Source organism: Streptomyces sp. NBC_01454 (genome assembly GCF_036227565.1).
Lineage (GTDB): Bacteria > Actinomycetota > Actinomycetes > Streptomycetales > Streptomycetaceae > Streptomyces.
In genome coordinates, this window is the sequence record NZ_CP109460.1 from 6685505 (window position 1) to 6701748 (window position 16244).

At 73.5% G+C, this 16244-nt stretch carries 12 protein-coding genes; 8 read left to right on the forward strand and 4 right to left on the reverse strand.

Annotated features, from left to right (window positions below; all coding sequences use genetic code 11):
- The first annotated feature begins 27 nt into the window (after window positions 1-27).
- Complete coding sequence (locus OIU81_RS29540; RefSeq protein ID WP_329152659.1) at window positions 28-702, forward strand: hypothetical protein; 675 nt, start codon at window positions 28-30, stop codon at window positions 700-702.
- 136 nt (window positions 703-838) lie between these two features.
- On the opposite strand, the gene OIU81_RS29545 is transcribed toward OIU81_RS29540, so the two are convergent.
- Together OIU81_RS29545 and OIU81_RS29550 are read right to left on the reverse strand one after the other, a co-directional pair.
- Complete coding sequence (locus OIU81_RS29545; RefSeq protein ID WP_329152661.1) at window positions 839-3625, reverse strand: helix-hairpin-helix domain-containing protein; 2787 nt, start codon at window positions 3623-3625, stop codon at window positions 839-841.
- Window positions 3622-4605, reverse strand: coding sequence for an aldo/keto reductase (locus OIU81_RS29550; protein ID WP_329152663.1), 984 nt, complete (start codon window positions 4603-4605; stop codon window positions 3622-3624). Before OIU81_RS29550 ends, OIU81_RS29545 begins: the two co-directional genes overlap by 4 nt.
- 127 nt (window positions 4606-4732) lie before the next feature.
- On the opposite strand from OIU81_RS29550, the gene OIU81_RS29555 reads away from it, so the two are divergent.
- Complete coding sequence (locus OIU81_RS29555) at window positions 4733-5788, forward strand: LLM class F420-dependent oxidoreductase (protein WP_329152664.1); 1056 nt, start codon at window positions 4733-4735, stop codon at window positions 5786-5788.
- A 284-nt stretch (window positions 5789-6072) separates the two neighbouring features.
- Window positions 6073-6861: a ferritin-like domain-containing protein gene (locus OIU81_RS29560; RefSeq protein WP_329152666.1), complete on the forward strand. Its 789-nt coding sequence runs from the start codon at window positions 6073-6075 to the stop codon at window positions 6859-6861.
- A gap of 36 nt (window positions 6862-6897) precedes the next feature.
- On the opposite strand, the gene corA is transcribed toward OIU81_RS29560, so the two are convergent.
- Window positions 6898-7893: a magnesium/cobalt transporter CorA gene (gene corA, locus OIU81_RS29565; RefSeq protein WP_329152668.1), complete on the reverse strand. Its 996-nt coding sequence runs from the start codon at window positions 7891-7893 to the stop codon at window positions 6898-6900.
- Window positions 7894-7952: 59 nt separating this feature from the next.
- Here corA and OIU81_RS29570 point away from each other — a divergent pair, with 59 nt between their 5' ends.
- From OIU81_RS29570 to OIU81_RS29590, 5 genes are all read left to right on the forward strand, one after another.
- Window positions 7953-8651, forward strand: a complete 699-nt coding sequence (locus OIU81_RS29570) for a histidine phosphatase family protein (RefSeq protein ID WP_329152670.1) — start codon at window positions 7953-7955, stop codon at window positions 8649-8651.
- Between the two features lie 120 nt (window positions 8652-8771).
- A complete protein-coding gene (locus tag OIU81_RS29575) occupies window positions 8772-9362 on the forward strand; it encodes a DUF3090 domain-containing protein (RefSeq protein WP_329152671.1) in 591 nt (196 codons plus the stop codon).
- Window positions 9326-10261, forward strand: a complete 936-nt coding sequence (locus OIU81_RS29580) for an SCO1664 family protein (RefSeq protein WP_443074066.1) — start codon at window positions 9326-9328, stop codon at window positions 10259-10261. The genes OIU81_RS29575 and OIU81_RS29580 overlap by 37 nt, the downstream gene beginning before the upstream one ends.
- A gap of 131 nt (window positions 10262-10392) precedes the next feature.
- Complete coding sequence (gene mshC / locus OIU81_RS29585) at window positions 10393-11622, forward strand: cysteine--1-D-myo-inosityl 2-amino-2-deoxy-alpha-D-glucopyranoside ligase (RefSeq protein ID WP_329152673.1); 1230 nt, start codon at window positions 10393-10395, stop codon at window positions 11620-11622.
- A 142-nt stretch (window positions 11623-11764) separates the two neighbouring features.
- Window positions 11765-14821 (forward strand): NPCBM/NEW2 domain-containing protein, encoded by a 3057-nt coding sequence (locus OIU81_RS29590; protein WP_329152675.1) that lies wholly within the window; start codon window positions 11765-11767, stop codon window positions 14819-14821.
- Between the two features lie 76 nt (window positions 14822-14897).
- Here OIU81_RS29590 and OIU81_RS29595 read toward each other — a convergent pair whose 3' ends face one another.
- Window positions 14898-16013 carry a PAC2 family protein gene (locus OIU81_RS29595; protein WP_329152677.1) on the reverse strand — a complete coding sequence of 372 codons (1116 nt, stop codon included), beginning with the start codon at window positions 16011-16013 and terminating at the stop codon, window positions 14898-14900.
- Between the last annotated feature and the right edge of the window lie 231 nt (window positions 16014-16244).

Sequence of the window (16244 nt, forward strand, 5' to 3'; positions counted from 1 at the left end):
GGCCCCGGTACGGATAGCGTCTGCACTATGTCTGATGCTGCGCAGCCTTCCGCTGCCGAGGTACGTGCCGCCGCCGAGGCGGTCAAAGCCGCGCTGGACCGTCACCTCGACGCGGTCGAACGCCGCTCGGGGGAGGACGATCCGGCCGTCTACGCCGCGTTCGACGAGCTCGCCGCGGCGGCTGAGGTCTATGACGAGCTGCTGTACGACACCTACGACGAGGTCACCCCCTTCGAGATCCCCGGGAACGAGGCGCTGCCCGCCTATGCGGGCCCGGAGGAGCCGAGTGCGCTGAGCGTGCTGATCCGGCGCGACTACACCGTCGCCGAACCGCAGCGGCTGCTGCACCAGGCCCAGCGCGTCGCCGATCTTGATCCGGACGCCGCCGACGAGGCCGCGGCCGGGGGTGCCGACGCCGCCGCGGTCGTCGGCACCAGCGTGCATGCCGCGCTGGGGGTGCTGTTCGGCGAGTTCGAACCGGACGAGATCGCTTCCCGGCACAAGGAGTTCGGCCTGGAGGAGGGCGATTCCACCCTGTGGGTGGCGGCCGCCGACGATCCGGCCGAGCCGGGGGAGTGGCTGTCCGCACCGTTCGACCAGGCCGATCCCCAGCGGGTCGTCTGCCGCTTCGACGTCAGCGCGGTCTTCGACGAGGAACTCGGCGACGACGATCTGATGGAGCCGCTCGACCACGAGCGGTGAGCGAGGGGTGGGTGCGCCGCCGCGGCGGCGCACCCACCCTGCTCCGGTGACGACGCTGCCCCGGCCGTCGGCAGGATTCTGCCGACGGCCGGGGCAGCGGGCGTAGCGGGCGTAGGGGACCGGCGGCGGGCCGGACTCAGCCGTCCGCCGAGGGCTCCTGAGTGGTCTGCGCGCTCTGCTGGAGGAGGGTGCGCAGCCGGGTGGTGCGCTCCTTGACGGGCACCTCGGCGACCGCCCGGGCCAGCGCCTGGTCGACGCCCTGGACCACCGACAGATGGCGCTCGCCACGGCTGAAGGCGGTGTAGACCCAGGCGCGGGTCAGGCCGCCGGCGGCATCCCCGGGGAGCACGACCACCGCGGCGGGCCAGCGCATTCCGGCGGCCTGGTGCGCGGTGAGCGCCCAGCCGTGGCGCACGGCTCCCGCGCCGACCTGCTCGCGCGGCACCACGACCGCGGCGCCGTCGCAGTCGAGCCGCAGTCCGGACGCGTCCGCGCCGGTGACCGTGCCGGGCACCGTACGGCCGGGGGCGGGGGCGTAGGCCACGCGGTCGCCGGGGTCGAAGCCGCCGAACCGGCCGGGGCCGGGGTTGAGCCGCTCCTTGAGGGCGGTGTTCAGCGCGCGGGTGCCGGCCGCGCCGCCGTGTCCGACCGTGATCACCTGTGTCCGGTCCGCGGGGACCCCCAGCGCCCGGGGCACGGAGTCGGCGACCAGCTGGACGGTGCGGTGCACCGCCTCACCGGCATCCCGCGCCGGGACGATCACCACCTCCTTGCCGGGCGCCTCGACCTGGCTCAGCTCGCCGATGCCGATGCCGGACACCAGCTCGCCGATCGGCCCGAAGTCCGGGGTGCGGGAGGCGACCTGGGGGCAGAAGCGGGCCGCGAGCAGATCGGCGAACAGTCGTCCGGGGCCGGCCGACCACAGGACGCCCGGGTCGCCGCTGAGCACCAGCCGGGTCCCGTCGGGCAGCGATTCGACGAGGAGTGCGGCGGTCTCCAGATCCAGCTGCGGGGCGTCCAGCACCACCAGCAGATCGAGTGCGAGGGCGCCGTCCGCATCCCGGCCGGGGCCCTGCTGCCCGGACAGCAGGCCGGAGACGGTCACGGCGGCCGGGTCGGGGGCTGTGCCGGGGTCCACCGCGTCGGGCGCGCCCGCGGCGAGGTCCGCGGCCAGGCGCCGGCGGCCGTTCTCGGTATGCGTGGCGCCGAAGGCCCGCAGGCCCAAGGCGCGGGCCGCGGCGAGCAGCGCGGCCGGTTCGGCGCGGGCCGCCTCGGCGCCCGTGTGCGCCACCACGCCGCTGTGGGCGGCGGCGCGCAGGAGCTCCGCGGCCGAGGGCGACGGGGCGGCGGCCGCGGCGGCCTCCCACGCGGCGGCGGAGGGCCGGACGGGGCGGGTGGTGGTGTCGTCGGTGTGGCCGGAGGCAGGGTCGGACCCGGCGGGCGCCTCGGGCCCGGCCCCGGCCCCGGACCCGGTACCGGTGTGGGTGTCGGACGCCGGGGCTGTCTCGGACCCGGCGGTCGCGTGGTCCTCGTCGGCTGCCGCTGCCGCTGCCGGTTCCGCCGCGGTCGTGGCGTCCTCGGCCGGCGGTGGGGCGTCCGCCGTCTCCGCCTCCGGACCGGCGACCGCTTCGAAGGTGTTCAGCAGTCGTGCCAGGCCGTCGGCGACGCTCTCCTCGGCCATCGCGAAGCGATCCAGACCGAGCAGGATCCGGACCGGCTGCGCCGCCTCCTCGTCCTCGCCCGTGACGGGGCGGGGCCTGCCCGGCTCCTCGATCGCGTCCTGGAAGACGAGCACGGCACCGTCCGCGATGGCGGTCTGCAGGGCCTCGTCGGGGTCGGGCACCGCGCGCTGGGCGAGCGCCGCACGCAGCGCGGATGCCTCCAGGGCGGAGTGCCCCGCGACCGCGGCCTGCTCCAGCAGCCAGCCGACCAGCGCCTGTGCGCGCCGCTCGTCGTCCGGCCCGCAGGCGGGGCCGAGCAGCGCGCGGGCGAAGCCGTCGGCCTGCTCGGGGCGTACCCCGGGCACGGCGAGCAGCTGCCAGGGGTCCTCGTGCAGCGCCTCGGCGGCCCGCTCCCCGAGCACCTCCGCGGCCCGGTCCGCCAGCGACTCGGGGGCGCCGCCGGCCGCGAGGACCTGCCGTACGCCGTCGGCTCCGGGCGCGTACGCAGCCGGCCCGGGAGTCGCCGCGGAGCCGGTGGGGGCGGTCGCCCCGGCGGACGGGCCCGTGGCGCCGCCGTCCACGACGGAGGGACGGGCCGGCCCGCCGGCCTCGGGTGCGGGATGCGGCGGGGACGGTTCCGGGGCCGGGCTCGCCGGGCGGTGCTGCGGTGCGGGGCCGCCGGAGGACGGGGGGCCGTCGGCGGGCCGGCCGGCGGGTGCGGCCGGCTTGGCGGGGCGCGGGGCGTCGGCGAAGAAGGAGGCGGCCGAGCGCTCGCCGGTCTCCACGGCCCGCACCGCCGCGGCCAGCGTCTCCGCGGTCGCCTTGGCCGATTCGGACGCCCCGGTGCCGCGGGCTGCGCCGGCCGGAGCGGCAGGGGACTCGGGACCGGGTGCTGCGGCCTCTGAACCGCCCGCCGCCGCGTCCTCGCCCACCCCGGCAGCGTCCTGCGGGGGCGTCCTACCGTCCGCTGCCGCGGGGGCGTCGCCCGGAGCCTCTGCCGACTCACCGTCGCCCGGAGCCTCTGCCGGAGCGCCGTGACCCGGAGCCTTGGCCGGGGTGCCGTCCTCCGGGGCCGTCGTGCCGTCGCCGGACGCCGTGGCCGCCACGGGAGCCGCTGCTTCTCCGCTCGGGGCAGCTGCGTGTGCCGCGGGGTCAGTGGTCCCGTCCGGCGCCGCCGCGGGGCCGGACGCCTGGGCATCCGCGGTCCCGGGCGCGGCCTCCTGCTCGGGCGCGGTGTCGCCGGCGAGGCGGTCGGTACTCACAGCGTGCTCCAGTCCTGATCGGGGTAGTGGTGCACCGGAGCCGATACATCGTCCAGCGCCCGGCGGATCTCGTCAGGAAGACTAAGGGCCTCCACTGACAACGCCGCGCCGAGCTGCTGTGCCGTGCGGGCGCCGAGGATCGGCGCGGTCACTCCGGGACGGTCGCGGACCCAGGAGAGCGCGACCTGGAGGGGGGTGACGGCCAGTCCGTCGGCGGCGGTGGCGACCGCGTCCACGACCCGGCCGGCCGTCTCGTCGAGGTACGGCGCGACGAACGGCGCCATGTGCTCCGATCCGCCCCGCGAACCGGCCGGGGTCCCATGGCGGTACTTGGCCGTCAGCACACCGCGGCCCAGCGGCGACGACGGCAGCAGACCGATGCCGAGATCGAGCGCCGCGGGCAGCACCTCCCGCTCCACTCCGCGCTGGAGCAGGGAGTACTCCATCTGTGTGCTCGCCAGGCGGTTGCGCACCCCGGGCGCCGCGAGCTGCCAGGTGCCGGCCTTGGCGAGCTGCCAGCCGGAGAAGTTAGACACCCCCACATAGCGCGCCCGGCCGCTGCTGACGGCGAGGTCGAGGGCCGCCAGGGTCTCCTCCAGCGGCGTGTGCGGATCGAAGGCGTGCAGCTGCCAGAGGTCGACATAGTCCGTGCCCAGCCGCTCCAGTGACGCGTCCAGGGCGGCGAGGAGATGGCGGCGGGAGCAGTCGACCCGGCGGTCCGCCTCCAGGACGCTGCCGGCCTTGGTGGCGATCACCAGGTCGGCGCGCGGCACGAGGTCTTCGGTCAGGCGGCCCAGGAGGTATTCGGCACCGCCGTCGGCGTAGATGTCGGCGGTGTCCACGAGGGTGCCGCCGGCCTCCCAGAACGCCTTGAGCTGGTCGGCGGCTTCCTGCTCGTCCGTGTCGCGGGCCCAGTTCAGGGTGCCGAGCCCGAGGCGGGTCACGCGCAGGCCCGTACGGCCGAGGTGCCTTTGCTCCATGAGCCTTGAGATTACTGGCCGCGCGCGAGGATCAGGGGACCTGTGGACAACCCGCCGATGACGGCCGGCGCGGGCGCGCGCTACAGTCCCCGGAACAGCGACGTTACCGATCGGTAAGGGGAGCGGCATGAGGCTTGGCATCAACCTCGGCTACTGGGGCGCCGGGATGGACTCCGACAATCTCGCGGTGGCGCAGGAGGCCGACCGCCTCGGATATTCCGTCTGCTGGGCCGCCGAGGCCTATGGCTCCGACGCCCCCACGGTGCTCTCCTGGGTCGCCGCCCAGACCGAGCGCATCGACATCGGTTCGGCGATCTTCCAGATCCCGGCGCGGGCGCCCGCCATGACCGCGATGACGGCCGCGACCCTGGACTCGCTCTCCGGCGGCCGCTTCCGGCTCGGCCTGGGCGTCTCGGGCCCGCAGGTCTCCGAGGGCTGGTACGGCGTCAAGTTCGACAAGCCGCTGGCCCGCACCCGCGAGTACGTGGACATCGTCCGCAAGGCCATGACCCGCGAGCGGCTGTCCTACGAGGGCGAGCACTGGACCCTGCCGCTGCCCGGCGGCCCCGGCAAGCCGCTGAAGCTCACCGTGCACCCGCAGCGCGAGCACATCCCGCTCTACATCGCCGCGATCGGCCCGAAGAACCTGACGCAGACCGGCGAGATCGCCGACGGCGCGCTGCTGATCTTCCCCGCCGCCGAGCATCTGGAGGACACCGCGGTCACCCACCTCCGCGCCAGCCGCGAGAAGGCGGGCAAGACGCTGGAGGGCTTCGACATCTGTCCGACGCTGCCGCTGGCCCTGGGCGCGGACAAGGACGTCAGCGCGCTGGCCGACATGTTCCGCCCGTACACCGCCCTGTACGTCGGCGGTATGGGGAGCCGGAAGCAGAACTTCTACAACCAGCTGGCCCGGCGCATGGGATACGAGAAGGAAGCCGCCGAGATCCAGGACAAGTACCTGGCCGGCGACAAGGAGGGCGCGGCCGCCGCGATCCCGGAGCGGCTGATCGACCAGACCACGCTGCTCGGTTCCGTCGAGCGGATCGCCGAGCGGATGCAGGCCTACGCGGCGGCGGGCGTGACCACCTTGACGCTGGCTCCGGCGGGCTTCGCCCTGGAGGACCGGCTGGCGTCGCTGCGGGCGGGCACCGAGGCCCTGGAGCGCGCCGGACTGGCGTAGGAGACCGTCAGGGGCGCCGCCGTCCGGTCGCTGTGCCGCCCGGCCCGTCGCGGTCCGGCGCCAGGACGCCGGACCGGACATACGCCGCGGCCGTGGTGGGGGCTCGGGGGTCCTCCCCGCCACGGCCGTCGCGCTGCACAACGCCGTGACGGGTGGGCCGGTTACGCCCGCAGCGGGGGCAGGTCCCGCCCGAACGGCGCAAGGGACCGCGACTGCGGTTGCCGCCCGCCGAACACCCCACTTGACTCGGTCTTCGCGGGTGTGTCCGTTCGGAGGTGGCGCAGATGTTCTCGGCCCGAAGCCTGTTCCAGGAGATCGTCGACAACGACGACTCCTACCGACTGTTCTGCTCCATCGCGGCGAGCGGCGAGGCTCAGGGCGGCTGGGAGAACGGCCGGATCGCCGCACTGCTCCCCGCGTCCATGCGCACCCTGGCGCCCAAGGTCACCCGGCACGGCGCCGACGAGGACAAACACGGCCGGATCTTCCACGCCCTGCTGCGCAAGCGCGGCCTGACGCCCGCCCTCGTCCCCGACGAGACCGACTACACCGCCCTGCTGGAGCGGCACGGCATCGGTCTGGCGCACGACAAGCTGCGCCGCAACGTGCCGCTCACCGAGCTCGACATCATCACCTACCTCGCCCACAGCCGGGTCACCGAACAGCGCGCCGCCGACCAGATGGAGATGCTCACCCGGCACTTCGGCGACCACCCCGAGGTGGGCAGGGCGATCCGGATGATCTCCCATGACGAGGAGAACCACCTCGACTACTGCCACGAGGAGCTGCTGCGGCTGGCCGGCGCCGGGCACGGCCGGACCATTCAGCGGATCCTGCACGAGTGCGCCCGTGCCGAGATCGTCGTCTACCGGGACGTCAGCCTGGCCGTGATGGACCACATGGGCCGCATCCTGACCTGGCCGAGGGCGAAATCCGCCGCGCTCGCCACCGGGATCCGGGCGATGCACGGCTATGAGCGGCTGGGCGGCTGGCGGCGGATGGTCAGCCTCCGGATGCCCGAGCGGCGCGACGCGCTGGGCGGCCCGGCGGCCTCGGCGCCGGAGTTCGCCTGAGGCCGGTGCCCGGACGGGTCCGCGGCGCCGCCGGTGTCACAGCCAGCCGCGGCGCTTGAAGAGCCGGTAGAGCGACACCTCGATGACGACCATCAGCCCCAGGATGGCCGGGTACCCCAGGTGCCATGACAGCTCCGGCATGTCGTGGAAGTTCATGCCGTAGATGCCGGCGATCAGCGTGGGGACGGCCGCCAGTGCCGCCCAGGCCGAGATCTTGCGCATGTCGTCGTTCTGCCGTACGCCCATCTGCGCGAGATGGGCGGCGAGGATGTCCGAGAGCAGTCGGTCCAGGCCCTCCACCGACTCGTTGGCGCGGGTGAGATGGTCCTCGACATCGCGGAAGAACGGGCGCGCATGATCGTGCACGAACGGCACCCCGGGGTTCTGCAGACGGGCCATCGGCTCCGCCAACGGGCCGGTCGCCCGGCGGAATTCGAGCACCTCGCGCTTGAACGCGTAGATCTCGGCGGCGGTGTTCCTGGTGTCCTGGCCACGCACCGGGGCGAACACCTCAGCCTCCAACTCCTCCAGATCCACCTGGAGTTCGGCCGCCACCTCGATGTAGTGGTCCACCACCGCGTCGCTGACCGCGTAGAGCACCGCCCCCGGGCCGTGCCGCAGGATCTCCGGGTGCTCCTCCAGCCGGTGGCGCACCGCGGCCAGCGGGCTGGCCTCCCCGTGGCGGACGGTCACCACGAACGAGTCGCCCACGAAGACCATCAGCTCCGACGCGGTCACCGTGTCCGCGCGGTCGTCGTAGGTGACCGGCTTCAGCACCATGAACAGGGAATCGTCGTAGACCTCCAGCTTGGGCCGTTGGTGCGCCTTGAGGGCGTCCTCGATCGCCAGCGGATGCAGGGCGAACTCGGACCTGACGCGCGCGAACTCCTCCTCCGTCGGCTCGTGCATCCCCAGCCACAGGAAGGACCGCCCCTCGGCCCGTGCGGCGCGCAGGGCATCGGAGAAGTCCGTCGCGCACTCGTTGCGACGGCCTTCCCGGTAGATGGCACAGTCCACGATCACACCTGGCATTCTCGCCCCTCGCCCGGCCACCTGCCAGAAAGGCGTCCGCGGAACGTAGGCTGGCGGCCATGCCCACGCTGATCCTGGTGCGGCACGGCCGCTCCACCGCCAACACCGCCGGGGTGCTCGCCGGGCGCGCGCCCGGAGTCGCCCTCGACGAGCGCGGCGCCGCCCAGTCCGCCGCGCTGCCCGCCCGCCTGGCCCAGGTGCCGCTGACCGCCGTCGTCTCCAGCCCGCTGCAGCGCTGCCGGGAGACCGTGCAGCCGCTGCTGGACGCCCGCCCGTGGCTGACCCTGCACATCGAGGACCGGATCAACGAATGCGACTACGGCGACTGGTCGGGCCGCAAACTCGCCGAACTGAGCGACGAGCCGCTGATGGAGGTCGTCCAGCGGCACCCCTCCGCGGCCGCCTTCCCCGGGGGTGAGTCGATGCGGGCGATGCAGGCGCGGGCGGTGGACGCGGTACGCGACTGGAACGCCCGGATCGAGGAGGCACACGGCCCCGAGGCCACCTACGCCATGTGCGCGCACGGCGACATCATCAAGGCGCTGGTCGCCGACGCCCTGGGCATGCACCTCGACCTCTTCCAGCGGATCTCCGTCGAGCCCTGCTCGGTCACCGCGATCCGCTTCACGCGGCTGCGCCCCTACCTCGTACGGCTCGGGGACACCGGTGATTTCGGATCGCTCGCACCCCGGGACGATGGGGGCAGCGCGGCGGCCGACCGGGACGCGGCCGTCGGCGGTGGTGCGGGAGCAGCGTGATCAGTCGGCGCAGTAGGGTGGTGCGACGGCGCTGCCCGCCACGCCCCTGCGATCCGCGCAGTGACCGCAGGACGTGCAGCGACCGCAGTGACCCCGCAGTCGAGCAATCGGAGCAGGACGTTGTCCCGTCAGGTGTTCTTCTACGACGCGCCGGACCGCTTCGTGGCCGGTACGGTCGGGCTGCCTGGCCGCCGTAGCTTCTACCTCCAGGCCACCGCGGCCGGCCGCACCACCAGCGTCGCCCTGGAGAAGACCCAGGTCGCAGCCCTCGCCGAGCGGATCGACGAGCTGCTGGACGAGGTCGTACGGCGCAGCGGCGGCAATGCGCCGGTGCCCGCGGTCTCGCCCGCCGAGCTGGCCGACGCCGCCCCGCTGGAGACCCCGGTCGAGGAGGAATTCCGGGTCGGCACGATGGCGCTGGCCTGGGACGGCGAGGACGAGCGGATGATCGTCGAGGCACAGGCCCTGGTCGAGCTGGACGCGGACGATGACGAGGAGCTCGCCGACGCCGAGGAGCGGCTGCTCCAGGACGACGAGAACGGTCCGCCGATGCTGCGGGTACGCCTCACCGGAACCATGGCCAGGGCCTTCGCCAAGCGGGCGCTGGAGGTCGTCAACGCCGGCCGCCCGCCATGCCCGCTGTGCAGCCTGCCGCTCGACCCGGAGGGACACGTATGCCCGCGCCAGAACGGATACCGGCGGGACGCCTGAGCGCCATGGAGCCCGCCGCCCGCCCGGCCGCGCCGGTGCCCGGTCCCGCCGATCCGCAGTCCCCGTCAAGGGCACGACCGGCCGCGCCGCCCGCCGCCCCGGACCCCCGCGACGTCCTCCTCGCCGAGGGGGAGCTGACGGTGCGCGGCCGCATCCAGGAGGCGTCCAACGCCGTGCTCTACTGCACGGTCGCGTACGACGGGACCGGCGCCGCCTGTGTCTACAAGCCGGTCGCCGGCGAGCGCCCGCTATGGGACTTCCCCGACGGCACCCTCGCCCAGCGTGAGGTGGCCGCGTACGAGGTCTCCCGGGCCTGCGGCTGGGATCTGATCCCGCCGACGGTGCTGCGGGAGGGGCCGTACGGCACCGGCATGGTCCAGGAGTGGATCGATCCGCCGGAGAGCGGCGACGCGGTGCCCGAGCTGCTGGCCCTGGTCGAGGACGAGGAGCCGGGGCCGGGGTGGAAGGCGGTCGGCCTCGCGCAGACCGGCGAGGGCGGTACGGCGCTGCTGGTGCACGCCGATGACCCGCGGCTGCGGCGGCTCGCGGTGCTCGACGCGGTGATCAACAACGGTGACCGCAAGGGCGGTCATCTGCTGCCCGGCGCCGGCGGGGAGTTCTTCGCCATCGATCACGGCGTGAGCTTCCACGCCGAGGACAAGCTGCGCACGCTGCTGTGGGGGTGGGCGGGGGAGCCGCTGACCGAGGAGGCGCTCGCGGTCCTCGGGGACCTGCGTACGTCGCTGGAGGACGGCGGTCCGCTCGCCGCCCGACTGGCCGAACTGATCACGGACCACGAGACCGAGGCGCTGCGGGCGCGGGTGGCCCGGCTGCTGCACAGCGGCCGGCACCCGGAGCCGAGCGGCGAGTGGCCCGCCATCCCCTGGCCGCCCGTCTGACCGGGCGGGCACCGCGCGGGGGAGCCGGGCCGCCTCATGGCATGCCCGTCCGTCGAACACAAGACCGCCTTTCCGGCCAAGAGTCCCGGTCCGGTTCGTATGCGGAACATCCGTCCGGTTAGGCTCAAGGCATGCATGCATGGCCCGCTTCTGAGGTCCCCGCCCTGCCCGGCCAGGGCCGCGACCTGAGGATCCACGACACCGCGACCGGCGGACGGGTGACCCTCGCCCCCGGTCCCGTCGCCCGTATCTATGTCTGCGGCATCACGCCGTACGACGCCACCCACATGGGGCACGCGGCGACCTACAACGCGTTCGACCTGGTTCAGCGCGTGTGGCTCGACACGAAGCGCCAGGTGCACTACGTGCAGAACGTCACCGATGTCGACGACCCGCTGCTGGAGCGGGCCGTGGCCACCGGCGACGACTGGACGGCGCTCGCCGAGCGCGAGACCGCCCTCTTCCGCGAGGACATGACGGCCCTGCGGATGCTGCCGCCCCGCCACTACATCGGCGCGGTCGAGTCGATACCCGGCATCGTCCCCCTGGTGGAGCGGCTGCGCGAGGCCGGCGCCGCCTACGAGCTGGACGGCGACATCTACTTCTCCGTCGAGTCCGACCCGCACTTCGGCGAGGTCTCCCGGCTGGATGCCGAGGCGATGCGGCTGCTGTCCGCCGAGCGCGGCGGCGACCCGGAGCGCGAAGGCAAGAAGAACCCGCTCGACCCGATGCTGTGGATGGCGGCCCGGGACGGCGAGCCGAGCTGGGACGGCGGCTCGCTGGGCCGCGGCCGGCCCGGCTGGCACATCGAGTGTGTCGCCATCGCGCTGGACCACCTCGGCATGGGCTTCGACGTCCAGGGCGGCGGCTCCGATCTCGCCTTCCCGCACCACGAGATGGGCGCCTCGCACGCCCAGACGCTCACCGGTGAGCACCCGTTCGCCAAGGCGTATGTGCATGCCGGGATGGTGGGCCTGAACGGCGAGAAGATGTCCAAGTCCAAGGGCAACCTCGTCTTCGTCTCGACGGTGCGGCGCGACGGCACCGACCCCGCCGCGATCCGGCTGGCGCTGCTCGCCCACCACTACCGCGCCGACTGGGAGTGGACCGACGCCGTGCTGGAACAGGCCGGGGAGCGGCTGGCGCGCTGGCGTGCCGCCGTCTCCCGTCCCGACGGCCCGTCCGCCGACGCCCTTGTCGAGGAGATCCGTACGGCGCTCGCCGACGACCTGGACTCCCCGGCGGCGCTGGCGGCCGTGGACCGCTGGGCCGCGGCCCAGCAGGACGGCGGCGGCACCGACGAGGGAGCCCCCGGGCTCGCCTCCCGCGCGGTCGACGCACTCCTCGGCGTGGCCCTGTAAAACTCTCCGTTCTCCGCTCCCAGGGGCGCCTTCACCGGCCGGTGAAGGCGCCCCTTCTCGTGGGCGGCGGGACCGGAAATCCAGCAGTCCGCCGCAAGAGTCCATGGTGGCGGGCCCCGCGGGCGGGCTAGAGCTTGCGGTCATGAGGACACCAACAGGACTGCGGGCCGCGGTCGTTGCCGCGCTGCTCGGGCTCGCGATGACCGTCGCGGGGCCGGCGGGCAGCGTACGGGCCGACGCCGGGGCGCCCGCACAGACCGTCGGCGACATCACCGGCTTCGCGGCGGACGGGCCCGTCTACCATCTGCACGCGGGCCGCGCCGAGGCCCGCGTCAGCTTCGTCACCCCGCGCACCTTCCGTCTCGAACTCGCCCCCGACGGCACCTTCTCCGACCCCACCGGCAAGGACATTGTGCTGCCCCAGGGCGCACCGCCCCCCACCCACTGGCGGGACGCCGGCGACGCCTATGAACTCAGCACCTCCCAGGTCACCCTGCGGGCCTTCAAGGCGCCGCTGCGCTTCGAGCTGCGGCGGGCCGACGGCTCGCTGGTGTGGTCCGAGTCGAAGGGGCTGAGCTGGGACGACAAGACCACCACCCAGACCCTCGCGCGCGGCGCCGACGAGCAGTTCTACGGCGCCGGCATGCAGAACGGCCGCGGCAACACCTCCCACCGCGGCCACACCACCGAGGTCGGGGTGGACTACCACTGGGACGACGGCGGACACCCGAACTCCGTCCCGTTCTACCTCTCCTCCGCCGGCTACGGCGTCTTCCGCAACACCTACGCGCCCAACACCTATGCCTTCCACGACCCGGTGACGACGAGCGCGCGGGAACGGCGCTTCGACGCCTACTACTTCGCCGGGCCGAGCGCCAAGGACGTCATCGGCCAGTACACCTCGCTGACCGGAAAGCCCTTTCTGCCACCGCTGTACGGCCTGGAGATCGGCGATTCGGACTGCTATCTGCACAATGCGAACCGCGGCGAGCGGCACACCCTCGACGCGCTGAAGGTCGCCGACGGCTATACGGAGAACGACCTGCCCAACGGCTGGATGCTGGTCAACGACGGCTACGGCTGCGGCTATGAGCACCTCGCCGAGACCGCACAGGGCCTCGGCGCACGGAAGATGAAACTCGGGCTGTGGACCGAGGACGGTATCGCCAAACTCGGCGACCAGGTCAAGGCGGGCCAGCGGATCGCGAAACTCGATGTCGCCTGGGTCGGCGACGGCTACAAATTCGCCCTGGACGGCTGCAAGGACGCCTACCGGGGCATCGAGGACAACAGCGATGCGCGGGGCTTCACCTGGGCCCCGGAGAGCTGGTCGGGAGCCCAGCGCTGCGGCGTCCAGTGGTCCGGCGACCAGAGCGGCAGCTGGGACTACATCCGCTGGCAGATTCCCACCTATGCCGGCGCCACCATGTCCGGACTCGCCTACACGACCGGTGACGTGGACGGCATCTTCGGCGGCAGCCCCAAGACGTACGCCCGCGATCTGCAGTGGAAGTCCTTTCTCCCGGCGATGATGACGATGGACGGCTGGGCGGCCCATGACAAACAGCCCTACCGCCAGGGCGAGCCCTATACCTCCGTCAACCGGAAGTACCTGAAGCTCAAGGAGTCGCTGCTGCCCTACATGTATTCCCACGCGGCGGAGGCGACCCGTACCGGCGTCGGTCCGGTACGTCCGCTGTGGCTCGAATACCCCGGTGACCCGAAAGCCGGCACCGACGCGGCGAAGTACGAATTCCTCTCCGGGCGGGATTTCCTCGTCGCGCCCGTCTACCGGGACACCGACACCCGCGACGGCATCTATCTGCCGAAGGGCACCTGGACCGACTACTGGTCCGGCCGCGTCTACCGGGGCCCGACGACCGTCAACGGCTACAGCGCCCCGCTGGACACCCTGCCGCTGTTCGTCAGGGCCGGTGCTGCCGTCCCCATGTGGCCCGGCATCAGGTCGTACCAGGACCGCACGGCACACTCGCCGCTCGCCTGGGACGTCTATCCGCAGGGCCGTTCCTCCTTCACGCTCTACGAGGACGACGGTGTCACCCGCGCGCACCGGCGGGGCGGCAGCGCCACCCAGCGGGTGCGGGTGGCGGCGCCGCGCTCCGGCGGCGGCGATGTCCGGATCGAGGTGGGCGCCCTGCGGGGCGCGTACCACGGCATGCAGACGTCCCGGCCCTACCGATTCACCGTGCACACCGGGGACGCGCCGCGCGCCGTCGAACTGGCCGGGCGGCCGCTGCCACACCTGCGCTCCGCACGGGCGTTCCGGGCGGCCGACGAGGGCTGGCGCTACGACCCCGCGGACCGCGCGGGCGTCGTACAGATCAAGACCGCCGTGCGCACCACCGGCCGTGCCTTCGCCCTGACGCTGAAGGGCGCGAGCGCCGTCGGCGGCAGGACACCGGGCGCCGCGGCCGTCGTGGACACCCCCGGCGGCCAGGAGGTGACCAAGGGCGCGCCGACGGCCGTACGGACCGCCGTGACCGCCGGCACCCGTGACGCACGGGACGTCTCGGTGACGCTGTCCGCCCCCAGGGGCTGGACCGCCTCGGCGCCGGTGCACCAGCGGCGGATCGCGGCCGGCACCACCCTGCACGAGACGCAGACGCTCACCGCGCCCCAGGACGCCGTCAGCGCGGACCCGGTCACCGTCACCGCGACCGTCCGCTACCGCGCGGCCGGGGCATGGCGGACGGCGGTGCACCGGTTCGAGGTACGGGCCGTACCGCGGGCACCCGCCGGGGACACCTGGGCGAGCGATCTGGAGTGGCTGAGCGCCACCAACGGATACGGTCCGGCCGAACGCGACCGCAGTAACGGGGAGTCGGGGGCGGCGGACGGCGCTCCGCTCACCCTCGCCGGGAAGACCTACGCCAAGGGCATCGGGGCGCACGCCGACTCGGACCTGGAGTTCTTCACCGGCGGGCGCTGTTCGTCCGTCACCGCGGACGTGGGCGTCGACGACGAGATCGCCGACTACGGCGAGGTCGCCTTCTCGGTGGAGGCGGACGGCAAGGTGCTGTGGACCTCACCGAAACTGACCGGGACCTCGGCGCCGGTGGCGGTGGACGTGCCGCTCGGCGGCGCCCGGCACGTGCGGCTCAAGGTGACCGACACCGACGGCAAGAAGTCCGGCGATCACGGCGACTGGGCGGGGGCGCGCTTCCACTGTGCGCGCTGAGCGCGGCCCGCTTCCGCGCACGCACGCGGGGCGCCGGACCGGCGTGACGGCCGGTCCGGCGCCCCGGCGTACCGGGTCAGCTCCCGCTGTCCTCGGGGCCGTCCTCCGGTTTCGCGGAGTCGGCGGCGTCCGCACCGCCGGCCGCGGCCGCGCCGTCGGAGTCCGTGGCGCCCTTGTCGGGGCCCGGGTCCTGGGGGCCGGCGCCGGTGTCGTCGCCGGGACGGTGCTCGCGCGGCTCCTTGGGCGCCGGACGGGGCGGGCGGGTGCGGCCGCCGGTGGGGTCGCGGTGGAAGGAGCCGTCGGCGAGCCCGCCCTCGGTCGCCACTCCCGGGCCGGCCTGCGGGTCCCGGCGGCGCAGATAGCGCTCGAACTCGCGGGCGATGGCCTCACCGGACGCCTCCGGCAGATCCGCGGTGTCCCGCGCCTCCTCCAGGGACTGGACGTACTCGGCGACCTCACCGTCCTCGGCCGCCAGCTGGTCCACGCCCAGCTGCCAGGCGCGGGCGTCCTCGCTCAGCTCGCCGAGCGGGATACGCACGTCGAGGAGGTCCTCCAGGCGGTTGAGCAGGGCGAGGCTGGCCTTCGGGTTGGGCGGCTGCGACACATAGTGCGGTACCGCGGCCCACAGGCTCACCGCCGGGACGCCGGCATGGGTGCACGCCTCCTGGAGGATGCCGACGATGCCCGTCGGGCCCTCGTAACGGGACTCCTCCAGGTCCAGGCGGCTCGCGAGTTCCGCGTCGGAGGTGACTCCGCTGACCGGGACCGGGCGGGTGTGCGGGGTGTCGCCGAGCAGCGAGCCCAGCACCACCAGCATCTCCACACCCAGCTCATGGGCGAAACCGAGGATCTCGTTGCAGAACGAGCGCCAGCGCATGCTGGGCTCGATACCGCGGACCAGGACGAGGTCGCGTGCCCGCCCCTTGCCGTTCGCGTCGCCGATACGGACGACGGAGAGCCGGGTCGTGGGCCACGTGATCTTGCGTACGCCGCCGTCCAGGAAGACGGTGGGACGGTTCACCTGGAAGTCGTAATAGTCCTCCGCGTCGAGCGCGGCGAAGACCTCGCCCTTCCACTCCCGGTCCAGATGTGCGACCGCGGCGGAGGCGGCGTCGCCGGCGTCGTTCCAGCCTTCGAACGCGGCCACCATGACCGGGTCGATCAGCTCGGGCACCCCCTCGAGCTCGATCACCCAGCGCCTCCTTCCGACCGGTCCGGCCACCTGGGGCGGCCGCCGGCAGCAGTTCCATTGCGTGCGGTCCCAACACTACGGCTTCTGTGGTGCCCCTCTGCAGCCCCTTTCCAGGAAGGGGTGGTGATTCATCCGACCTGTCCAGGGTTCTTCCCGCCCAACTTCCGTACGCGGTCTGGACGTCGCCATGCGAGGAGGGCTATACATCGGATGACCCGGAAAGGTCCGATG